The organism is Mesorhizobium sp. DCY119, assembly GCF_003590645.1.
Lineage (GTDB): Bacteria > Pseudomonadota > Alphaproteobacteria > Rhizobiales > Rhizobiaceae > Mesorhizobium_M.
In genome coordinates this window covers 3,859,128-3,880,916 of the sequence record NZ_CP031834.1, presented here as the reverse complement: position 1 = coordinate 3,880,916, position 21,789 = coordinate 3,859,128, and the positions used below count along the sequence as shown (strand labels likewise).

The following is a 21,789-nucleotide window of genomic DNA, read 5'->3' as shown; positions in this document are numbered from 1 at the left end:
AATGCTTTTGGCGTCGGGTAAAGCCCGGCATGCCGCGGGGTTGCTCGCCGTTGCGGTCCTGCTGGCTGCATGCCGTGAGGAAAATGCCTATGTGCCGCCACCGCCACCCAAGGTGGAAGTCGCGCTGCCGCTGAAACAGACCGTCACGCCATATCTCTACGCCACCGGCAACACTGCGGCGATCAATACGACAACGCTGGTGGCGCGCGTGTCGGGCTTTGTCCAGGAGATCGACTACAAGGACGGGGACGAGGTCAAGTCAGGCAGCCGCCTGTTCCTGATCGAGCCTCAGCCCTACCAATTGGCCCTCGAACAGGCCCAGGCCGGGCAAGGTTCGGCAGATGCTTCAGCCAAGCAATCCGGCGCGGAGCTCAAACGGCAGCAGGAGTTGCTCGCCCAAAAGGTGATTTCGGCGTCTACCCTCGACGAGGCATCCGCCGCCGCCGCCGTCGACGTCGCTAAGCAGCAGCAGTCAGCCGTAGACGTCAAGCAAGCCCAGCTCAATCTCAGCTACACCGAGGTGAAAGCGCCGTTCGACGGCATCGTCACCGCTCGCCAGGTGTCGATCGGCCAGCTTGTCGGCGCAGGCAGCACGACGACGCTCGCGACAATCGTTCAGCTCGATCCGATCTATGTAGACTTTACCATCGGCGAGCAGGATGTATTGCGCATCCGCGCCGGCATGGCAAAGCGCGGAATGTCCGCGCAGGATCTCAAGAAAGTGCCGGTAGAAATCGGCTTGCAGGACGAGACGGACTATCCTCACAAGGGAACGCTGGATTACGCCGCGCCCGAGTTGACGGCATCCACGGGCACGCTTGCCGTGCGCGCGGTGCTACCCAATCAGGGCCGCCCCATCCTGCCGGGCTATTTCGTCCGCGTAAGGGTGCCGCTCGGCGAAGAGCCCGACATGCTGCTCGTTCCGGATCGGGCGATCGGCAGCGACCAGGGTGGCCGCTATGTGCTGGTGGCCGGGAAGGACGATGTCGTCGAGCAGCACACGGTCGGGATCGGCCAGCTCGTGGGAAATCTCCGCGTGGTTACCTCCGGCGTCACGGCGGATGACCGCGTCGTCGTCTCCGGCCTGCTGACGGCTATTCCCGGGCAGAAGATCGAACCGCAGACGAAGACGCTCGAGGCAGCCGCGACGGATGGCCCAGTCCAATGATCTCCAAGTTCTTCATCGAGCGGCCCGTCCTGGCAAACGTCATTGCCATCCTCACGCTCGTCGTCGGCATCGTCTCGCTCTTTGCCTTGCCGGTCGCGCAATATCCGAACGTGGTGCCGCCGACCGTTTCGGTGACCACCCGCTATCCGGGCGCGAGCGCCCGCACCGTCATCGACACGGTGGCGCTGCCGATCGAGCAGCAGGTCAACGGCGTCGAAGGCATGATCTACATGCAGTCCTTTGCCGCCTCGGATGGCAGCTACAATCTTACAGTCACCTTCGCCATCGGCACGGATCTCGATCAGGCGCAGGTGCTGGTGCAGAACCGCGTGTCTGCCGCCCTGGCCAGTCTGCCACAGGCCGTGCAGGTGCAGGGCGTTGTCGTGCAGAAGAAATCGACCGCGATCCTCGAGATCGTGACGCTGACTTCGCCGGAGGGCAAATATGACAGCCTCTTTCTCAGCAATTACGCAACCATACGCCTGAAGGACGAGCTTGCCCGGTTGCCCGGTGTCGGCAACATCAACGTGTTCGGCGCTGGGCAGTATTCCATGCGCGTCTGGCTCGATCCCGAGAAGATGAGGGCGCGCGGCCTGACCGCTCAGGACGTGATCCAGGCGCTGGGGCAGCAAAGCGAGCAGGTCACCGCGGGCCAGGTTGGTGCGCCGCCCGCGCCCGACAACCAGTCCTTCCAGTACACGATCGAAGTGCAGAGCCGGCTCGACGATCCGGAACAGTTCGGTGCTGTGGTCGTCAAGACCGGCACTGCCGGCGACCTGACACGCGTGCGCGACGTCGGCCGTGTCGAGCTCGGCGCCCAGACTTACGGCCAGTTCTTCACGGTCGATGACCAGCCGGCGGCGGGCATGGCCATTTTCCTGTCACCGGGCGCCAATGCGCTCGACGTTGCCGGAAGGGTCGAGGCCAGGATGAAGGAACTGGCGGGCGAGTTTCCCCAGGGCATGGCGTATTCGATCCCCTTCAACACCACGATCTTCGTCAGCCAGGCGATTCACGAGGTCTACAAGACGCTGATCGAAGCGGCCGTGCTGGTGCTCATCGTCATCCTCGTTTTCCTGCAGGATTGGCGGGCGATGCTGGTGCCGGCAACGACCGTGCCGGTGACGATCATCGGCGCGTTCGCGGCGATGGCAGCGCTCGGCTTCTCCGTCAATCTTTCGACGCTCTTCGCCATCGTGCTCGCAATAGGCATCGTCGTCGACGATGCCATCGTCGTGGTTGAGGGTGCCAGCCACAATTTGGAGCGCGGCATGTCGAGCCATGACGCGGCGATTGCGGCCATGAAAACGCTATTCGGGCCGATCATCGGCATCACGCTCGTTTTGATGGCGGTGTTCCTGCCGGCGTCATTCCTGCAAGGGCTCACAGGCGAAATCTACGCGCAGTTCGCGCTGGTGATTGCGGCGACTGCTCTGATAAGCGCCATCAATGCGGCGACGCTGAAGCCGACCCAGTGCGCACTCTGGCTCAGGCCTCCAGTGCCACCGGACCAGCGCAACTTCTTTTATCGTGGCTTCAACGCCATCTACCAGTGCATGGAGAATGGCTACGCCCGATTGATCGGCGCCATGGTGCGGCACAGCGCCATAATGGGCGTGATCGCGCTCCTCATCATCGGCGCGGCCGGCTATGGCATGTCGCGGGTCGCAACGGGCTTCATACCGATCGAAGACCAGGGCTATCTGCTCGCCTCCGTGCAGTTACCCGATGGCGCAGCACTGGGTCGTACCCAGGAGACGTTGAAGCAGATTTCGAAGATCGCCAAGGCGACCCCCGGCGTCGACCAGGTCGTGACGATCGCCGGCATCTCGGCTCTCGACAACAACTCCTCGCTTGCCAATGCCGGCGTTGCCTACATCATCCTCAAGGACTGGAGCCTGCGCGGCAAGGGCGAGGATCTTGCCTCGCTCTACGCCACGCTCAACGCAAGCCTTTCCGACATGGCGGACGGGCGTGTTCTGGTGCTGCCGCCGCCGCCGATCCAGGGCATCGGCAACGCCGCCGGCTTCACCATGCAGGTCGAGCTTCGCGACGGCAGCTTCGACCTTGCCAAGCTACAGGGTTCAGCCAATGCCATGGTGAAGACGGCGGAAACGCAGTCGGGTATCCAGCGCGTATCGGCCACCTTCCGCGCCAACGTTCCGCAATACACCGTCAATATTGACCGCGAGAAAGTGCAGAATCTCGGGCTGACCACGGACGCGGTCTTCCAGACGCTCGCCGGCTATCTCGGTTCCAGCTATGTCAGCCAGTTCAACAAATTCGGGCGCGTGTTCCAGATCTACGTGCAGGGCGATTCACAGTTCCGCCGGTCACCCGAGGATATCGGCAGCCTGACGGTGCGCAACCAGAACGGCGACATGATCCCACTCGGGACCTTGCTGACTGTCACGCCGAGCATTGGTCCCTCGCTCATCAGTCTCTACAATCTTTACCCTTCAGCGTCGATCATCGGCGTGCAGGCATCTGATTTCTCGTCAGGCCAGGCGATAAAGCTGATGGAGGAGATTGCAGCTGACACTTTGCCAAGCGGCACCGGCTTCGAGTGGACCGCGCTGTCTTTCCAGGAGAAACTCGTCACAGACCAGATCTATCTGGTGTTCGCTCTGGCGCTTCTGCTCGTCTATCTCGTTCTTGCAGGCCAGTATGAGAGCTGGTTCGCGCCGATCGCAGTCCTGCTCGCCGCGCCATTGTCACTGATAGGTCCGGTTCTGGTCCTCAATGGCATCGGCATAGCCAATAATCTCTATGTCCAGATCGGCTTGATCCTGCTCATTGCCTTGTCGGCCAAGAATGCGATCCTGATTGTCGAAGTCGCTCGTGACTTGCGCGCGGCCGGAACACCCATCGTGGAAGCGGCAATCGAGGCGGCGCGCAACCGCTTCCGGCCCATCCTGATGACGTCCTTCGCCTTCATCCTTGGCGTCGCACCTCTGGTGGTGGCGACGGGCGCCGGCGCCAGCGCCCGCAGGTCGATCGGCATCACGGTCTTTTCCGGCATGATAGCCTCGACCTGCCTTGCCATTCTCTTCGTGCCCTCGCTGTTCGTGATCCTTCAGCGCTTCGAGGAATGGCGCGCGCGCAGGAATAAGCGGGAGGTCAGCAGCGTGACGCCAAGCTGAGAGTCATCCACGCTGGATGGTCAGCTTTACGCGCAACCCCTTATCGCCCTGTTCAAACTGCAACCCCCCGCCATGCTGCTCGGCGATAGTCGAGGCAATGGTCAGGCCCAGCCCGAAGCCTTCCGTCATGACGCTGTTTCGGCCGCGCTGGAATGGAGCCACGAGCTTTTCGATATCCCCAAGGCAAATCCTGCCACCCTCGTCCTCGACTTCGATCGTGGCCATGGCTGATGTTGCATTAAGCCGGACTGTCGCACGACGTCCGTATTTCAGTGCATTCTCGACAAGGTTGACGATAGCCCTCTGCAGGGACATCGGCCGGGCGATGACGAGGAGACGACGTTCGTCGGGGAGCGTTCTGTGGCCCTTGCTCGACATGAACACCGATGCCGCTGTTTCGATAACCTCGGGCTGATGCGTTTCCAACTCAACAGGACGGTCAAGATCCTGATAGTCGGCGACCAGCGCCTCGATGAGTGCGGTCAGAGATAGCCGGCGTGGTTCCTCATCGCTCAACTCGGACCGTGTGAAGGCCAACACGCTCTCGATCATACCGATCATCTGGTCGATGTCTGCATCGAGCCGCCGCCGCAGCTCGTCGTCAACGATCAAGGCGGCGCGCAACCGCAGACGCGTGGCAGGGGCGCCCAAGTCGTGACTGACACCGGAAAGCACCTCGGCCCGCTTGAACAGATGCGCACGTTCCTTTTCCATGTATGAATTGACGGCACTTACGATCTCGCGCAGCTCCGCCGGACCATGCTCGACATAGCTGTCCGGGCCACCGACCCGGCGGCGGCTTCGCAATGCTTCAGCGAAAGAGCGAAACTTCTGCGACGTATCTGCGACACTGGTGAGGATGGCAGCGAGGCTAAGCACCGCGATGAAGGCGGCAACCAATCGGAAGTCGCGCGGCGCAGCGGCGCAACTCCAGACCGCGCCTCCCTGGAGGCGGAACCAGTTTCCTTGGGCGTTTTTCGCGAGCACAAGGGAGTCGCTGCAGTAGGTGGCAAGGAGTTTGGTGATGACAGCCAGCTTTTCAGCTGGGGGCAGATTTTCGCGTACCTCCAGATCGGCCACCGGATAGCGTATTTCAGGCGAAATGATAGCCAGTGAGATAATTCGCCTGGAAACATCGACAGGCACCGGCTCGCGAATGGTAACGACCGTCACCAGCGAAGGTTGAGGCACACCGCTGACGCTGGCGAAGTTTCCCTTGTCCGCTATGGCCGCATCGGCAGGTCCCAGCGCCTTGATGGTGATGCCGTCAACACTGGATTGGCCATCCTGCAATGCTGCAAAGAGGCGAAAGCCCGTGGCGAAAGCGCCGGCAAGGTGGCGTTTCCACGCCCCATGCGACTCGTACCATAGAACACCGGCCAAAAGGCCTGATGCAAAGGCCGCTACGGTCCACAGCATCACCGTGGTCCGCAAGGTAGGAGACAGCCGCACCTTAGCTGTCCATGCGCTCGACATCGACGCCGAAGATATAGCCGACACCGCGCTCGGTCCGCAGCAACTGGGGATGCTTCGGATTGCTTTCGATCTTTGAGCGCAGCCGCCCGACCAGCACGTCGATCGCCCGGCCTTGTGCCTCGGAATTGATATTGCCGTCGCCTGTTACGTCGAGCGCTGCGGCGATCTCGTCGCGGGTGAGGGGAACATGCGCATTTGCCAGAAGCACCTTCAACAGGCGGGTCTCACGGCGCGACAGCATTATCTGATAGCCGGCCGGCGAGTAGATTTCATCGCGCTTGCTGTCATAGAGCCAGCCGGCAAAGCGCCACGTTCCTGTCGCGCGGCGGTATGCCAATGAGGGACTGCGGCGGGTCCGGCGCAGAACCGCTCGCACGCGGGCCAGCAGCAAGTCCGGATTGAAGGGCTTGGGCACATAGTCGTCTGCGCCGACGGCATAGCCGGCCATGAGATGCTGGTCGGCCGACAGCGCCGAAACCAGGATAATAGGCAGTTCCTGTTCGCTGCGCAGCCGCTCGCAAATTCCCACGCCGTTCTCCTGCCCCAGCATCACGTCGAGCAGAATCAAGTCGATGCGACCCTTGTCGAGTTCTGAACGGATGTCTGATTCGGAGGCCGCAGGCAGCGCGATGAAGCCATGCTTCTGCAGAAACACCACCATCATGTCGCGCATATCGACATCGTCGTCGACAACCAAAAGCCTTGGGATCGCCATTGGCCGTTCCTCCACAACCGATGCTACGTCTCGCCTTTTCCATACACCAGAGGATCGGCGGTTTGTAACGCCTTGTAACAGGCGAGGGGAGAATTTGGGGGACAAAACGGACGATCTACCCTGCTCGTTATAGCCCTCGGACACTGCCGTTCTATGGTAGGCTGCCGCGCCTTTCGATGCGGCAGATATTGGGAGGCAAGTCTATGAAACACCTCACCGCGTCGGCGGTCCTGGTCGCGGCTGTGTTGACGGGCGGCTCCGTCGCAGCAGAGCCTCAGGCCGAAGTCCTGCACTGGTGGACGTCGGGCGGTGAAGCGAAGTCGGTTGCCTTGCTCCAGGAGGAATTTGCGGGCCGTGGCGGCACCTGGATCGACATGCCCGTTGCCGGTGGCGGCGGCGACGCAGCGATGACCGCGCTGAGGGCGCGGGTCCTGGCTCGGAATCCGCCGACGGCCGTGCAACTGAAGGGCCCGGCAATCCAGGAATGGTACGAGGAGGGTGCGCTCGCCGACATCTCGGGCGTCGCTGAGGAGCAGCATTGGGCCGATGTCCTGCCGGAATCGATCGCCGCGCATATGAAGTGTGACGGCCACTGGTGCGCAGCTCCGGTCAATGTGCACCGGGTAGACTTTATCTGGGCCAATGCCGCTATCCTGGAGCAGAACGGCATCAAAATGCCGACGACCTGGGAGGAATTCAATGCGGCGGCCGAGAAGCTGAAGGCCGCCGGCGTTACCCCCTTGGCTCACGGCGGCCAGGCTTGGCAGGACGCCACCGTGTTCGAGACGGTGGTGCTGGGGATAGGTGGATCGGCCTTCTACCGGAAGGCGCTGGTCGATCTGGACCCTGAAACGCTGACCTCGGACACGATGAAAGCCGTGTTCGATGAAATGAGAATCTTGCGCGGTTTTGTCGACAGCAATTTTTCAGGACGCGACTGGAACCTTGCCACCGCGATGGTGATGAACGGCGAAGCTGCCTTCCAGATCATGGGTGATTGGGCCAAGGGCGAGTTCCTTGCTGCCGGCAAGAAACCGGGCAAGGATTTCCTGTGCGCGCCTACGCCCGGTCAGGGGTTTCTCTACAACGTCGACAGTTTTGCAATGTTCAATGTCGAGGGCGAGGACAAGAAGCAGGGACAGAACCTTCTGGCAGAGCTGATCGTCGGCCCGTCCTTCCAGGAAACGTTCAACCTGAACAAGGGATCGATCCCGGTTCGAACCGACGTTAGCCTCGACAAGTTCGACATGTGCGCACATCTCTCGGCCGGGGATATGGCTGCTGCCGCGAAAAGCGGCTCCCTGCTTCCCTCCTATGCCCACGGCATGGCCTTGCGTGGCGCTCAGGCTGGGGCGATCACAGATGTTGTCACGGCTCATTTCAATTCGGACATGACGTCGGAAGACGCGGTGAAGATGCTGGCCGAGGCGATCGCCAACTCGATGTAACGACGACTTGCACTCAGCTCGGCGAGCCCATGCGGTGCCGAGCGGGTTTTTGTTTTTGAGTGAGACTTTTCATGGCCGACTGGCTCGAACGGCACGTGCCGAAGATCATTGTCGCACCGACCTTTGCAGCGGTTTTGGTGTTCGTTTACGGCTTCATCGGCTGGACGGCCTGGGTGTCGCTTACGCGGTCGCGGTTGCTGCCGAACTACGAATTCGACGGGTTCATCCAATATGAAAGGCTGTTCGAGGCCGCGCGTTGGTACACGGCAATGAACAACCTCTACATCTTCGGTGCGCTGTTCATTGTGCTGTCAATGATCATCGGCCTGGGATTGGCGATCTTGCTGGACCAGCGCATACGCGCCGAGGGCGTGCTGCGAACCATCTATCTCTACCCGATGGCGCTGTCGATGATCGTCACCGGCATCGCCTGGAAATGGATACTGAACCCCGGCCTCGGTCTGGAGTCGATGGTGAAGGGGTGGGGCTTCGAAAGCTTCTCCTTCAACTGGCTCGTCGACCCGAAGATGGCCATCTTCACCGTTGTCCTGGCCGCAGTCTGGCAGGCCTCGGGTTTCGTAATGGCGCTGTTTCTGGCAGGTCTCCGTTCGGTGGATGAGGAGATCATCAAGGCGGCGCAGGTCGACGGCATTCCGACCTGGCGTATCTACACCGCCATCATCATCCCTTCGATGACGCCAATCTTTCTGTCGGCCTTCATCGTGCTGGTCCACCTGGCGATCAAGAGCTTCGACCTGATCATCGCGTTGACCGGGGGCGGCCCAGGCTATGCCACGGATATGCCTGCTACCTATATGTACACGATGGCCTTCTCGCGCGGCAACCTCGGCCAGGCAGCATCGTCCGCTGTGGTCATGATGATGGTCGTCTTCGCGATCATCGTACCATACCTCTATTCAGAGCTCAGGGCCAAATATGACTGAGCAGGTCCTCGCTTTCACCTTGCCGGCGGTCCGCAGCCGACAGGCCCGGATTGGCCGCGTTGCGCTTCGCTGGGTCTCCATGCGATGCTTGTGCTGTTTGCGCTGTATTACCTCATGCCGCTTTTTGCCATGGTCACCACTTCGCTCAAGAGCCTCGAGGAAATTCGAACCGGCAGTCTCATTTCGCTGCCACGGCAGATTACCTTTGACGCGTGGAGGACCGCCTGGTCGAGTGCCTGCACAGGCATACAGTGCGAAGGACTGCGGCCGTTCTTCTGGAACTCGTTGCTGATGACGGTACCAGCCGTGATCATTTCAACCGTGATAGGGGCGATCAACGGCTATGTCTTCGCACATTGGCGCTTCCGCGGCGCCAACCTGTTCTTCGCACTCATGCTGCTGGGCTGCTTCATTCCGTTCCAGGTCGTAATCCTGCCGATGGCGCGGATGCTGGGCCTGATGGGACTCGCTGGCACTCTCCCAGGATTGATCCTTGTGCATGTGATCTACGGCGTCGCCTTCACGACGCTGTTTTTCCGGAACTACTATATTACCGTCCCGCGCGAGTTGGTTCGTGCAGCCAAGATCGATGGCGCCGGTTTCTTCCGTATCTTCTGGTCGATCTTTCTACCGCTGTCGCTGCCGATCATCGTTGTCACCATCATCTGGCAGTTTACCCAGATCTGGAACGACTTCCTGTTCGGCATATCGTTCAGCCAATCGGGTTCGCAGCCGGTTACTGTTGCTCTGAACAACATCGTCAATTCGACGACCGGGGTTAAGGAATATAACGTCGACATGGCCGCGGCGATCATCGCGGCTCTTCCAACACTTCTCGTCTACATCGTCGCCGGCAAGTATTTCATACGCGGTCTGACCGCGGGTTCCGTCAAGGGGTAACAGTCATGGCGCCGATCCTCGAAATCCGCCGCGCATACAAAAACTTCGGTTCCGCCGAAATCCTCAAGGACATCAATATCGCGGTCCAGCCGGGAGAATTTCTCGTACTCGTCGGTCCTTCAGGTTGCGGCAAATCCACCTTGCTGAACTGCATCGCGGGCCTGGAGAACACGACCTCGGGTGCGATCTTTATCGGCGGTCAGGACATGAAGGGTGTGAGCCCGCGGGACCGGAACATTGCAATGGTGTTCCAGTCCTATGCCCTTTATCCAACGATGTCGGTGGCCAAGAACATCACCTTCGGCATGCGGGTGCGCGGCGTCGACCAGGCAACGAAGGAGCGCAAATTGCGCGAGGTGGCAGGGCAGTTGCAAATCGAGCAACTACTCGACCGGCGGCCGGCGCAGCTGTCGGGAGGCCAGCGGCAGCGAGTGGCGATGGGACGGGCGCTTGTACGCGATCCGGCCCTCTTTCTCTTCGATGAACCGCTGTCGAACCTCGATGCCAAACTCCGCGTCGAGATGCGGTCCGAGATCAAGAAGCTTCATCAGTGGCTCGGGCGCTCGATGGTCTACGTTACCCATGACCAGATCGAGGCGATGACACTCGCTTCGAAAATCGCCGTCATGAAGGGTGGCGTGATACAGCAGGTCGGCACGCCGTCGCAGATCTACAACAGGCCCGCCAACATTTTCGTGGCGGATTTCATGGGTTCGCCGGCGATGAACTTTATTCCCGCCCGTGTGTACCGCGACGGCGCCTGCGCCAAGGTCGAGATCGCGCGGCCGGGGCATGCGCCTTTGGTGTTGAACCATCCTGCCGCCAGAGATTTGCCGGACGACGTTATCGTCGGATTGCGCCCTGAGGACATTACCGAAGCGGGCTTCCGGCCGGGCAGCGAAGTGCAGACTGTCGAGTGCATGATAGATACCGTGGAGCCGGCAGGGGCAGACACCTATGTGATCTCGCATCTGGGTGGCCGGCAGCTAACTGCGCGACTGCATTCTGATACGAAGGCTCGACCGGGAAATACGCTGCCGCTGGCCTTCGATCTCAACAAGATTTCCTACTTCCGGCCCGAGTCCGGCGAAAGGCTGAATTGACCCTCTGGCTCGTCGCAGGCGAGGCGTTCAGAGACCCAACCGGCGAGATTGTAACGTAACGTAACGTGCCGGTCGAAAATCAGCACCACTCTCTCCCAAGGCGAGACACTCGCCGTTGAAAGACGAGGAAAGTTCCCCACAATGACAAGGTGGGTCGCATGCTGTCGGCCCATGGGAGGACATGATGGCATACATAAAGGCGAGCCTTCTCGCCCTGCATATTTTTGTTGCCGCGTCGCTGTCGGCGGGCGCGGCGTTTGCACAGGACGCTGGACAAGCCGGTTTGAAGGCCGGCGCGGGGATGGTCGATATCACCCCTGCCGTCGAACACCTGCCAAAGCCGCTGACCTCGATCCACGATCATATCTTCGCGCGAGCGTTGATCGTGGAGAGCGGCGGTCAGCGGGCGGTTATCGCCGTGGCCGAGGTTCCGGCCATTGCTGCGGATATCTATGGCGCTCTCGTTCAACAGATATCGGACCAGTTCCACGTTCCCGTGACGCAGGTGATGCTCGGGACTACGCACACACACAACTCATTGCGCGTATCGCCCCCCGGCAATTCGCCGATACCGACTTCCGAGACCTTTACGGCGGCAGTGAAGGCGGGCGTTATCGAAGCGATCCGCAAGGCTGAGGCCGATCTCCAGCCTGCGCGCTCCGGCTACGACAGCGGTAGCGTCAGCCTGGTTCTGGGCCGCGACGAATGGTCGAAGAAGCAGCACCGGTACATCGACGGCATCGACCGTACCGGACTTGAGGCAGTCGACCAGACGCTCGGTGTGCACAAGTTCGAAAGTCTCGATGGCAGGCCGATTGCCGTGGTGCTGAACTACGGCATCGAGCCCGTGGTCTACGAGCCTGCAAAGACCGAGATCAGCGGTGACGTGCCCGGCGTGACCTCGCGTTACATCGAGGACGCTCTGGGCGGCAAGGCAGTGGCTCTGTTCACGGTCGGCTCGCCGGCGACGCCTGCCTACCGCGTCTGGTTCGATGAGGATCCGAGCCGTACCGCCAAGACCGCCGAGAGGATCATGGATGCGATGGGCGTTATCCTCGGCGAGGAGGCGCTGGCCCGCATGTCGCGCATCGAGAGTTCGGATGCGGCGCTTCCAATCTTTGCCGTCAGTGACAGCCTGACCTGCCCCGGCAAGCAGACGACCCCGCGAAACCTTCGAACCATGTGCGCATACACCGAGGGTTCGGAGCTCCCGGCCTGTGATTTCGTCGATGCGCCATTCAACGATGTGACCCTGACGATGGGCGTGCTGAGACTGGGCGATGTCGCCTATGTAACGGCAGACGGAAATGTCGTGCCGCGGCTGTGGGACAAGTTGCGGCTGACGTCGCCGCTAAAGAACACACTCTTTGTCGGTACCAATTTTGGCCCGTTCCGCTTCGTCGTGGATGATGCTGCCTATGCGCTGAGAACGTATCCCGCCACCGACACCCGCGCGGCGGTGGGATGTGCCGAACAGGGTTTCCTGTCCGGCGCCCTGGGATTGATCGAACAATCCCGCTGAGACTGCGCCGGCCGTCTGCGGCGGTCGGCATCCCCAAAACGAAACTGTGACCCAGGAGGAGAATTTCACGATGGCTGTACTGAGAAACCTGCCCTATGCGGCGCTGGTCGCTTTGACGTTCGGCAGCGCAATACCCGCCGCCACGCTGGCACAGGACGCACCTTTCGTTGCCACAGCCAATAAGGGTGCGGTTACCGTTGCCCAAGGCGATCTGCTGGGTTTTGTCGACAACGGAATATACACTTACCGCGGTGTTCCTTATGCCAAGGCCGCGCGCTTCATGGCGCCGGAAGCTCCCGACAAGTGGGAGGGACTTCGCCTCGCCATGAACTATGGCGAGATCTGTCCCTATCCGACAATGATTGCTGTCGCCAATGACGAGCAATTCAACCCCCATCGCTACTTGCCGGAAAACGAGGCCTGCCAGTTTCTGAACATCTGGACGCCGGGGGTCAAAGACGGCGCGAAACGGCCGGTCATGGTGTGGCTGCACGGGGGTGGTTTCACCAATGGCTCATCGATCGAGGGCACCAGCTACGAAGGCGCCAATCTCGCGCGCTCCGGCGACGTTGTCGTCGTGTCGCTGAACCACCGGCTGAACATCCTGGGTACGCTCGACCTGTCGGCCTATGGCGAGCGTTATTCCAAGTCGGCCAATACGGGCATGCGCGACATCGTGGCGGCGCTGGAATGGGTCCAGGCCAATATCGCTCAATTCGGCGGTGATCCCGAAAACGTCACCATCTTTGGCCAATCCGGCGGTGGCGGCAAAGTGCGCTTTCTCATGGGGACGCCTTCGGCCGTCGATCTGTTCGACAAGTCGGTGGTTCAGTCCGGCGCCTCCGGTGTGGTCGCGATGCCCCAGGATCTGGCCCGCGCAATTTCCGAGCGGACTGTAGCCAATCTGGGCCTGACGGCCGAAACCATTGAGCAGATCGAGACGGTTCCTTACGACCAGCTTCTAGCGGCGGGCGATAAAGCACTCAAGCAGGTCGAAGAAGCGGGGCTTGCCAAAGGTGTTGGTTGGCGCCCGGTGATCGACGGCAGCTGCATGCCCGAGGATCCGGTCACGGTCGGCTGGGCCAAGTTCTCCGCCGACAAGCCGCTGCTGATCGGCAACGTGCTGCATGAAAATGGAACGATCATCGGCAACAAGCCTGATCTCCTGTTCGCCGACAACATGAACGCCTGGACGCCCGAGCACACAACCGAGAAGATCGCCGAGCGCTTCGGCGACAAAGCCGAGGCGATGACCGCGGCCTGGAAGGAGGCCTATCCCGGGCGCCAGCTCTCCGAGCTCTATTTCTGGGATTCGACGCGGCGTCAGGGCGTGGTCGATATGGCCGAACTGAAGGCCGGCAATAGCAAGGCGCCGGTTTATTCCTACGTCTTCGCCTGGAACTCGCCGGTGCTCGACGGTATCGGCGGCGCCTGGCACGTGTCGGAGGTTCCGCATGTGTTCAACAACATAGACCTCGTCCCGCAGGTGACGGGCGGCGGAGCGGATGCCAAGGCGATGGCTCGTGCCGTGAGCCAGGCCTGGGTGCACTTCGCCCGGGACGGCAATCCGAACCATCCCGGTCTGCCGCATTGGCCCGCGTTCACGGGAGAGGGCGGTGCGACGATGATCTTCGACAATTACAGCACCGTACGGGATCACCACGACGACAAATTGCTGGAGATCGTCTCCGGTCGAACAGGTGGCTGAGTTGCCTGATGCCGAAAGACTGTCAAACGAAGTGACCCATCCAGGGATGGGATAAGCGAGGACTGCAGTATGTTAACAGGAACAATCAACGGATCGGTACGCCGATCCGTGGTGAGAGCGTTGATGGCGGGGAGCATGATGCTGGCCGGCCTGATGCCCTGTGCGATTGCCGCACCCGTCGATGTCGTTGAAATTGCCGGCGGCAAGGTGAAGGGCGTTGAAACCGACGTTCCAGACGTTCAGCTGTTCAAGGGCCTTCCATTTGCAGGCCCGGCCGGTGGCGAAAACCGCTTTCGGCCACCGCAGCCCGTCGAACCCTGGGAGGGCGTCAAGGTCGCCGATAGCTGGGGCGACCAGTCGATGCAGGACGTGAAGCTGAATCCCGTCGGGGCGTTCTGGGGCGACGAGTTCTACTACGACAACGACTTCATGCCGAAGGCCAGCGAGAATGGTCTGAACCTGAACGTCTTCACGCCGGCAAAGGATGCCGGCGACAAGTTGCCCGTCTACGTCTGGATTCATGGTGGCGGCAATGATCATGGTTACGCTTCGGAGATCGAGTTCTGGGCTTCGAAGCTCGCCGCCAAGGGCATCATCGTAGTGCCGGTGCAGTATCGCCTAGGCGCCTTTGGTTTCCTCTCGTCGGCAGAACTGAGCGCCGAGAGTCCGGAAGGCACCTCAGGCAACCTTGCCCTTCTCGACCTCGTGACTGCACTGGAATGGGTGCGCGACAACATCGAGGGCTTTGGTGGCGATCCTTCGAATGTGACGATAGGCGGCCAATCAGCCGGTTCGCGCAATGTTGGTATGCTGTTGCGCATCCCGAAGGCGCGGGGGCTGTTCCATCGCGCGGTGATGCAAAGCGCCTCCGGCGGGTTGCTCGACACTGATTTCCCAATGCGCATGGCTAAAGAGGCAGAAAATGCTGCATCGCTGGAGAAACTCTTCGGCAAACCGATGAGTTTGGCGGACCTTCGGGCAATCCCGGCAGAGGACTTCGTGACCAAGAGACTGGGCCCCGATGATCAGCTGATGCACTATGCGCTGAAAGCAGCCGTCGGGCAGTTCATCATCGATGATACGCTCATCACGCAGGACTCGGCGAAACTGCTCCGCCCGGGAGCGCTTGACGGCATCGATCTCATGATTGGCGCCAATGCCGACGAGCGCTCCTCGACGCAAGGCGACCCCGAAGGGACGATGAACCCGGAGGACTTCGCCAAGTTTCTTGAAAAGACCTACGGAGAGGAGGGAACGCACGCCTATCAGGCGTCCGATCCCACGCACGCCTACCGTCTGCGGCTGCGTGCCGACGCCGACAATCTGCTGCAAACCGCGCTGGTCTCTGCGGAACATGCCAAGGCGAACAGCAAGGATCTTAACGCCTTCGTCTATTACTTCGACAACCCGCCACCCGGCCGCAACGCCGAGTTCTACGGTTCTTTCCATTCGGCCGACCTTTGGTATTTCATGAATTCGATGCGTGACCAACCTGGCCAGCGTCCCTGGACCGACGTCGATCATCGGATGGCCGATACCATGTCGACCTATCTGGCGAATTTCGTGAGATCCGGTGACCCCAACGGTGAAGGCCTTCCGAAATGGCCACAGCCGGAATCCGGGCCGGCGTTTGTCCGCTTCGCAGATGGCTATGCCTATCCTGTCGAGGGAACGCCTTACCCTTCGCGTGATGCGGTGAACCGCAAGGCCGTGCTTGCCAAGTACGGGCTGAGCGAACTGCACCCGCGCCAGTAGCTCGGGCCACGCTGGTAGTTCTCTGGTGGCCAAACGAGATGGAACCGCCGTCGCATATGCGTCGGCGGTTCTTTTCCGCTGCTGTTGCTTACGGCTGCGGTACGTCAATTACCGAATGGAGTCATGAATGAACTTTTCCAGGACCGGCCTCGCTCTTGCTGCGATGCTCGCTGTTTTTTCCTTTGCCACGCCGAGTTCGGCGCAAAACGCGCCCGTTGGCGCGTCCGACGTCAAAGTGACCTATATCCGGTTCGGACCGGTCTCCGAAGGCTTCCTGCTGGAGCCGGCGGAGCCTGGCCCGAATTCGCGGGTGGCGATGGTGTTTTCTCATACCAATCGCGACAACTATGGTGAGCGGCCTGGCTGGTTCATGGCACAGCGCGGCTACCGCGTTATGCTGGTGAACTATCGCGGCGACCGCGACGTCGGTGACCCTGCGCCGGAGAACTACCTCCCGAGCATTTCTATGGGCATTTCCCACCTGCGCAGCCTTCCCGGCATCGAGAAGGTCATTCTTCTGGCCCACAGCGGCGGCAGCCATCTCGGTGCGCTTTACCAGAACGTTGCCGAAAATGGCCCCGTCGCCTGCCAGGGACCTGAGAAGGTCTATCCCTGCACTGGCAAGGATCTCGAGAAGCTTGCGCCGGCCGATGGCGTGGTGCTGCTGGACCCGACGCTGGGCGCCGCGCACCAGATGACGGCAATGGACCCGGCGGTGCTTGAAGAGGGCCGCGACCCGGCGCTTGATATGTTCACCGAGGCCAATGGTTTCGTGGCCGGTGGCAAGGCGAACTATTCGCCGGAATTCGCGGCGAAGTTCTATGCTGGCCAGGCCACGCGCAATGCCCAGGTGATTGATGGAGCCCTGGAACGGCTAAAGCAAATAGAGGCCGGCAAAGGTGCCTTCAAGAACGATGAACCATTCGTGGTCCGCGGTATAGGCGTCCGGGCCTTGGGCGCGCGGCCCTATCAGACGGACCCGACTTTCCTCGCTCACACCAAGGTGCCGCATTTGCTGCTTCATGCAGACGGGCGAGAGGAAACCGTCATTGTGCCCTCGGTGCGCGAGCCCCTGACAACGCATCCGCGCGATCTCGAGGTGCTGGGATCGATGAATTATGACACCACAGTGCGCAATTTCCTTGCCAATGCGGCGATCCGCACGACCGCAGGCTACGCGGTTACGCCCGACGATATCGTCGGTGTCGATTGGGCCTCGGCCTACAGTTCCACGCCAGGAAATGCAGCAGGGATCACGGTGCCGACATTGGTGTTGACGATGAGCTGCCACTACCTCGTTGTGCCAGGCGAGATCATCTTCGACCGGCTGGCCGCGACCGATAAGGCCTATGCCTCCGTGGAAGGTGCTACCCACGGCTTTGATGCCTGCCGGCCCGAATATGGCGACACCGCCAAGCGAACCTTTGATTTTGTTGACCGCTGGGTGGGTGAGAAGGGCCGCTTCTAGCGCGCGGCGGACCCACGAAAAAGAGAAAGGCCCTCTGCCGAAAGACAGAGGGCCCTTTTCTTATGTACTCCGGCCAAGATTAGAGCATTTTCTACTGCGCCATATACTCCGCTGCCAGGTCGGAGAGACCCTGTACGATTCCCTGCTCGGCACAGCCCGGGAGGAGCCGCGTTCCCAGAACCTGGAACGTCTGGTGGCCGAAGGATTCGTCGTCCGGAATATAGCCTGAAAGGGCTCTTCCGTTTGCCAAGGTGACATACATCGTCTTGGAGATCGGCGATCCCTTCTTCACGCCTTGGCCGATCTTTGTGTAGATTTCGGCATTGGTCGTGGCGAGTGCGATGTTGCCTATACCCAGCAGGCCGAAACGAATGTCTACATCCGGCCCAGGCTCATACTGGCCGGCAACACCTTCGCGAGCGTTATCGAGCCGCTTGCGCCCAGGGCAGGTCAGCGTGTTCTGCTTGCCCCAGATTTTTGGATCATCCTGCAGATCCTTGACGTCGCTCATGACGCGGATGACTTCTTCGCCGAGAATGGTGCCCAATGCCTCCATGTAAGAACCGAGCTGATGCGCGACCACTGGATCAAGCGGACCGTCCGCAACCGTCTTGTTGCGCAACGGCGCCTCGATATCCTCGCGGATCATCTCGTAGCCGGTGATCTTGGCGCCGCCTTTCGAGGCAAGAGCATTGGTTCCCGTGCGCAGCCAGCGCGGGTTCTGGTCGCCCGAGGCGCCCTGGGTGAAGACCGTCACCATGTCGTCGCCGAAGGCCTTCTCGACGTAGCGGCTGGTTGCAGCCGCAAAATCGCCGGAGACAAAACCCGCCAGGTAACCGTTGACCGGATGCATGGCGTAGTTGACGTAAGCTGCGATCGGTTCGCCATCGGCGCCGACAAAAGACAGCACGCCGACGGTCTTGTCTGAAGCTGCGGAAAGATTGGCAGCTTGCGTCCAGCGTTTGGTGTTGCGGCTGACGACGTCGCGATTGACGTTGAGGTAAGCCTCGCCGGTCGCATAGCCGACGCGCGCCGGCTTAAGCTTTGTCATCGCGTCCTTGACCGCGTCCAGCGATACATTGGCTACGAATTCGCTGCCGTAACGGGGTGTGCCGGGAGCGGTGGTTGCGTTCGCTGGCCAGTCGCTGTGAGTATGCGTGGAGGACATGATGATGTTCGCCACGGGAATGTTGAGTTCGTCCGCGATCCGTTGGCTGGCATCTGCCCAGACGTCCTCGTTGATGCCGCCGAGGTCTGCACCAATCAGCACTGCCCGGTTATCGCCATTGTCCATAACGATGGCGCGAAGGTAGAGCTTCTCATGGTCGAAATCGTTCATCGCCGGAAAATCCGGGCTGGCAGGAGGTGTGATGTCCACACGCGTTGCACCGACGTGCAAGCCTGCGGCGTCTTGAGCGAAGATGGGACCCGAAAGCGACAGTGTCGCCGCGAGCGTTGCCGAAAGCAGCCTTAAGTAAGCCAAGAGTTCCTCCCAGATGGCCAAGATGACGCCGCGGAATCCTCCGGGGTTCCGCATCGTCAGATTGCGCCGCCTGCGGAGCCGCGTTCAACGTTTCAATCCCTGGCGGCATCCATCAGGGAGGATTATCTGGCAATGATGTTACGCATGGTTACATTTCATCGTCGCATCTGTTTTGTCGAATGCAGGACTAGCTGTGAGAGCCACCGACAAGACGTTCGGACAGCATTTGGTTATATGGTTCGATTGCGGATAGCTTCCGTATCGCGAGCATTACAAAAGAGAGAGAAATTTTGGATCTGAGGTTCGGCGTCAAAATCTACGACAACGACTGGTTTCTCCGTCACAGGATGAGCGCCGTCCAGGCGGCCGATCTACTTGCGCAATGGGGGGTGACCTATGTGATAGCGCAGAGCAAGTTCCTGCCGATGTCGAATTCGGCGGTGGCCAGCGCCGTCACAGACGACGATAGGAAGGCTTATGACGCCCTCGACGACGTGGCATTCCGGGAGCTTCTGCGCGAAAGGGGCATCGCCTATTTCGCCTGCCTCAACATCTGCTTCGATCCGGCCTTTTCTGCATCGCATCCGGAGTTGACAGCCATCGACCAATGGGGGCGCCCGGCGCGGCAGGAGGACTGGTACATCGGCCTGCCCCCGGATCGCGAGGAGAATATCGCCCACAAGATCGATCTGCTGCGCCATGGTGTCGCCGCGCTGAAACCGGATGCTGTGCATCTCGGTTTCATCCGCTGGCCGGGCTTCTGGGAAACTTGGCTGCCGGGCGATCGTCGTGCCGAAAAGCCGGAATATTGCTTTTCCGCCCGCACGGTCGACGCTTTCAATCGTGATCTCGGATTGGCGGTCCCGGCCGGCGTTCCCACTGCAGCGGCCCGCATCATCCTGGAACGGCATCGGCAAGCATGGACAGACTGGAAGTGTGCCAGGACCGTTTCAGCCATAGCGCACATCCGGCATGAGCTTGCGGCTGTTCAGGACGGTCTTAAATACTCGATCAACACCTTGCCGTTCTTCCGCACAGACTTCGATAATGCCGTCGAGGAAGTCTTCGGTCAGAACATCGCCACGCTTGCCAGCGTTGTCGATATCTTCGAGGTGATGGCCTATCATCAGATCCTCGCCCGACCGCCGCAATGGCCGGCCGAAGTAACCAATGACATCAGGAAACGCAGTGGAAACGAGGCGATCTGCACCCTGCAGGCGAAAGCACTCTATCTCGAGGGGATGCACGCAGGCCGTGGCCGCAAGAGCGAGCTATCCGCCGCAGAATTCGCACAGGCCTTGAGCGCGCTCGCCGAGTCCAACGCCAGCGGCGTCTGTGTCTTCACTTTCACCGATCTTCTCGACATGCGCGGCAACGAGACAGGACAGGCGATGCTGGCCGCGCTCAAATCCTTCCGAAGCTGAGCGCCTTGGTCTGTCAGATGCTTTCCGGCACCCTGCTTATTGCGGCGAGCAGGCTGGCGCGGGAGAGATCCGCCTTACGGAAGGAACCGCTGATTGTTCCGCCCGTCATGATAGCGATGCGGTCGCTAAGATCGAGCAGTTCGTCAAGATCGTCGGATATGACGAGGATGCCGGCACCCTGTTGGGCCGCCAGTCTGATCTGGTTGTGCAACTCGGCCTTGGCGCCGATATCTACGCCGGCCGTCGGCTGATCGAGAAGCATGACCTTTGGCCGGGACGCGACGGCACGCGCGACCATGACCTTTTGTGCATTGCCGCCACTCAACTGGCCGACAATCTTCTTTCGATCCGGCGGGCGGATCGCGAAGCGCTTGATCATGTCCAGCGCCATGCGCGGACGGCTTCCCGGGCGAACGATGCCTGCCTTCGAAAGCAGTTTGGCGAGCGAACTCGTCACGATATTGGCTTCGACCGAGGAGGTGAGTGCCAGACCGGACACCTTGCGGTCTTCCGGCACCAGCACCAGTCCGTTACGGACGGCGCGACCGGGGGTGCGCCTCGTCACGGCCCGCCCGTCAACTGCTACGCTGCCGGTATTGCGCACATCTCCGATCAGCGCCCTGGCGAAACGCGTGCGGCCGGAACCAACCAGTCCCGCCAGTCCGACGATCTCGCCATGGCGGATCGTAAGATCGGTCGGCGCCCGGCCTTCGATGCTGAGGTTTTTGACTGTGAGCGCTTCCCGCGACTCGTCCGCTAGGCTTTCGCCGGCAGGCGGTGCCGAACTGGCAACGACATCGTGACCGACCAGGAGCTGAGCCAGACTATCGACCGTGTAGGAGGAACCGGCGTTGGTTTCCACGACTGCGCCATCACGCATCACCGTGATGCGGTCGGACAACCGGCAGACCTCATCGAGGAAATGGCTGATATAGACGATGCCGACCTTCTTCTCCGCAGCCATCCTGCGCATGGTCGAGAACAGCAGCTCGCGTTCGGCCGGAGCGAGACGGGCGGTCGGCTCGTCCATCACCAGGATACGCACATCCTGAGAGCAGGCCCTGACGATCTCCGTCAATTGCTGCGCGCCGACACCAAGCCTGCGCACCGGCATGTCCATGGGTAGAGCGATGCCAAGCTGTTTCGCTTCAAGCTCCGAGCGTTCGCGCAACTGCTTATAGGCGATGGTGCCGGAAACGAGGCCGCGCGGCTCGCGCCCGAGCGCGATGTTTTCCGCAACCGACAGCTCAGGTACCAGCGAAAAGTCCTGATAGATGATGGCGATGCCGCGTTGCAGCGCGTCGCGCGGGGCGCCCAGCCTGATGTCTTCTCCGGCAAGGCGGATGTCGCCAGTATAATCGGCATAGTTTCCGCCGAGCACCTTCATGAGGGTACTCTTGCCGGCCCCGTTGTGGCCGACAAGAGCATGGATTTCACCGGGCTCTAAAGAAAAGTCGACGCCCCGGAGAACCTGCACGCCCGAAAAGCTCTTGCGGATATTGCGCATCTCCAGAAGCATCGACATCGTCCTT

General features: G+C 60.8%; 15 protein-coding genes. 11 read left to right on the top strand and 4 right to left on the bottom strand.

Annotated features, from left to right (window positions below):
• Position 1 precedes the first annotated feature (1 nt).
• Both DZG07_RS18830 and DZG07_RS18825 read left to right on the top strand, forming a co-directional pair.
• Positions 2 to 1,168: an efflux RND transporter periplasmic adaptor subunit gene (locus DZG07_RS18830; protein ID WP_119819572.1), complete on the top strand. Its 1,167-nt coding sequence runs from the start codon at positions 2 to 4 to the stop codon at positions 1,166 to 1,168.
• The gene (locus DZG07_RS18825) at positions 1,165 to 4,311 is read left to right on the top strand and encodes a multidrug efflux RND transporter permease subunit (RefSeq protein ID WP_119819570.1); all 3,147 of its coding nucleotides are present in this window, start codon (positions 1,165 to 1,167) and stop codon (positions 4,309 to 4,311) included. Before DZG07_RS18830 ends, DZG07_RS18825 begins: the two co-directional genes overlap by 4 nt.
• Before the next feature lie 3 nt (positions 4,312 to 4,314).
• On the opposite strand, the gene DZG07_RS18820 is transcribed toward DZG07_RS18825, so the two are convergent.
• Both DZG07_RS18820 and DZG07_RS18815 read right to left on the bottom strand, forming a co-directional pair.
• Positions 4,315 to 5,730 (bottom strand): HAMP domain-containing sensor histidine kinase, encoded by a 1,416-nt coding sequence (locus DZG07_RS18820; protein ID WP_197716872.1) that lies wholly within the window; start codon positions 5,728 to 5,730, stop codon positions 4,315 to 4,317.
• Between the two features lie 34 nt (positions 5,731 to 5,764).
• Positions 5,765 to 6,502 carry a response regulator transcription factor gene (locus DZG07_RS18815; protein WP_119819566.1) on the bottom strand — a complete coding sequence of 246 codons (738 nt, stop codon included), beginning with the start codon at positions 6,500 to 6,502 and terminating at the stop codon, positions 5,765 to 5,767.
• A 203-nt stretch (positions 6,503 to 6,705) separates the two neighbouring features.
• On the opposite strand from DZG07_RS18815, the gene DZG07_RS18810 reads away from it, so the two are divergent.
• The 8 genes from DZG07_RS18810 (at position 6,706) to DZG07_RS18775 (ending at position 17,350) form a co-directional block, all read left to right on the top strand.
• Complete coding sequence (locus DZG07_RS18810; RefSeq protein ID WP_119819563.1) at positions 6,706 to 7,950, top strand: ABC transporter substrate-binding protein; 1,245 nt, start codon at positions 6,706 to 6,708, stop codon at positions 7,948 to 7,950.
• A gap of 71 nt (positions 7,951 to 8,021) precedes the next feature.
• A complete protein-coding gene (locus DZG07_RS18805) occupies positions 8,022 to 8,894 on the top strand; it encodes a sugar ABC transporter permease (RefSeq protein WP_091914513.1) in 873 nt (290 codons plus the stop codon).
• Between the two features lie 84 nt (positions 8,895 to 8,978).
• Positions 8,979 to 9,794: a carbohydrate ABC transporter permease gene (locus DZG07_RS18800; RefSeq protein WP_119819560.1), complete on the top strand. Its 816-nt coding sequence runs from the start codon at positions 8,979 to 8,981 to the stop codon at positions 9,792 to 9,794.
• Positions 9,795 to 9,799: 5 nt separating this feature from the next.
• Positions 9,800 to 10,897 carry a sn-glycerol-3-phosphate ABC transporter ATP-binding protein UgpC gene (gene ugpC / locus DZG07_RS18795; RefSeq protein ID WP_091914517.1) on the top strand — a complete coding sequence of 366 codons (1,098 nt, stop codon included), beginning with the start codon at positions 9,800 to 9,802 and terminating at the stop codon, positions 10,895 to 10,897.
• A gap of 181 nt (positions 10,898 to 11,078) precedes the next feature.
• Positions 11,079 to 12,419, top strand: a complete 1,341-nt coding sequence (locus DZG07_RS18790) for a neutral/alkaline non-lysosomal ceramidase N-terminal domain-containing protein (RefSeq protein ID WP_119819557.1) — start codon at positions 11,079 to 11,081, stop codon at positions 12,417 to 12,419.
• A gap of 70 nt (positions 12,420 to 12,489) precedes the next feature.
• Complete coding sequence (locus tag DZG07_RS18785; protein ID WP_119819554.1) at positions 12,490 to 14,127, top strand: carboxylesterase family protein; 1,638 nt, start codon at positions 12,490 to 12,492, stop codon at positions 14,125 to 14,127.
• A gap of 69 nt (positions 14,128 to 14,196) precedes the next feature.
• On the top strand, positions 14,197 to 15,882 hold the full coding sequence (locus DZG07_RS18780; RefSeq protein WP_119819551.1) for a carboxylesterase family protein: 1,686 nt from the start codon (positions 14,197 to 14,199) through the stop codon (positions 15,880 to 15,882).
• A 127-nt stretch (positions 15,883 to 16,009) separates the two neighbouring features.
• Positions 16,010 to 17,350, top strand: a complete 1,341-nt coding sequence (locus DZG07_RS18775) for a hypothetical protein (protein ID WP_119819548.1) — start codon at positions 16,010 to 16,012, stop codon at positions 17,348 to 17,350.
• 91 nt (positions 17,351 to 17,441) lie between these two features.
• Here the strand turns inward: DZG07_RS18775 and DZG07_RS18770 are convergent, their stop codons facing one another.
• Positions 17,442 to 18,833 carry a neutral/alkaline non-lysosomal ceramidase N-terminal domain-containing protein gene (locus DZG07_RS18770; RefSeq protein WP_162931657.1) on the bottom strand — a complete coding sequence of 464 codons (1,392 nt, stop codon included), beginning with the start codon at positions 18,831 to 18,833 and terminating at the stop codon, positions 17,442 to 17,444.
• A gap of 290 nt (positions 18,834 to 19,123) precedes the next feature.
• Between DZG07_RS18770 and DZG07_RS18765 the strand changes: the two genes are divergently transcribed.
• Complete coding sequence (locus DZG07_RS18765) at positions 19,124 to 20,257, top strand: hypothetical protein (RefSeq protein WP_119819542.1); 1,134 nt, start codon at positions 19,124 to 19,126, stop codon at positions 20,255 to 20,257.
• Positions 20,258 to 20,270: 13 nt separating this feature from the next.
• Here DZG07_RS18765 and DZG07_RS18760 read toward each other — a convergent pair whose 3' ends face one another.
• Positions 20,271 to 21,782: a sugar ABC transporter ATP-binding protein gene (locus tag DZG07_RS18760; RefSeq protein WP_162931656.1), complete on the bottom strand. Its 1,512-nt coding sequence runs from the start codon at positions 21,780 to 21,782 to the stop codon at positions 20,271 to 20,273.
• Between the last annotated feature and the right edge of the window lie 7 nt (positions 21,783 to 21,789).

What these genes read in the sequence shown, in the direction of transcription:
- DZG07_RS18830 (WP_119819572.1), top strand. Translation starts at nt 2, where the DNA reads ATGCTTTTGGCGTCGGGTAAAGCCCGGCATGCCGCGGGGTTGCTCGCC.
- DZG07_RS18825 (WP_119819570.1), top strand. Translation starts at nt 1,165, where the DNA reads ATGATCTCCAAGTTCTTCATCGAGCGGCCCGTCCTGGCAAACGTCATT.
- DZG07_RS18820 (WP_197716872.1), bottom strand. Translation starts at nt 5,730, where the DNA reads ATGCTGTGGACCGTAGCGGCCTTTGCATCAGGCCTTTTGGCCGGTGTT.
- DZG07_RS18815 (WP_119819566.1), bottom strand. Translation starts at nt 6,502, where the DNA reads ATGGCGATCCCAAGGCTTTTGGTTGTCGACGACGATGTCGATATGCGC.
- DZG07_RS18810 (WP_119819563.1), top strand. Translation starts at nt 6,706, where the DNA reads ATGAAACACCTCACCGCGTCGGCGGTCCTGGTCGCGGCTGTGTTGACG.
- DZG07_RS18805 (WP_091914513.1), top strand. Translation starts at nt 8,022, where the DNA reads ATGGCCGACTGGCTCGAACGGCACGTGCCGAAGATCATTGTCGCACCG.
- DZG07_RS18800 (WP_119819560.1), top strand. Translation starts at nt 8,979, where the DNA reads ATGCTTGTGCTGTTTGCGCTGTATTACCTCATGCCGCTTTTTGCCATG.
- ugpC (WP_091914517.1), top strand. Translation starts at nt 9,800, where the DNA reads ATGGCGCCGATCCTCGAAATCCGCCGCGCATACAAAAACTTCGGTTCC.
- DZG07_RS18790 (WP_119819557.1), top strand. Translation starts at nt 11,079, where the DNA reads ATGATGGCATACATAAAGGCGAGCCTTCTCGCCCTGCATATTTTTGTT.
- DZG07_RS18785 (WP_119819554.1), top strand. Translation starts at nt 12,490, where the DNA reads ATGGCTGTACTGAGAAACCTGCCCTATGCGGCGCTGGTCGCTTTGACG.
- DZG07_RS18780 (WP_119819551.1), top strand. Translation starts at nt 14,197, where the DNA reads ATGTTAACAGGAACAATCAACGGATCGGTACGCCGATCCGTGGTGAGA.
- DZG07_RS18775 (WP_119819548.1), top strand. Translation starts at nt 16,010, where the DNA reads ATGAACTTTTCCAGGACCGGCCTCGCTCTTGCTGCGATGCTCGCTGTT.
- DZG07_RS18760 (WP_162931656.1), bottom strand. Translation starts at nt 21,782, where the DNA reads ATGTCGATGCTTCTGGAGATGCGCAATATCCGCAAGAGCTTTTCGGGC.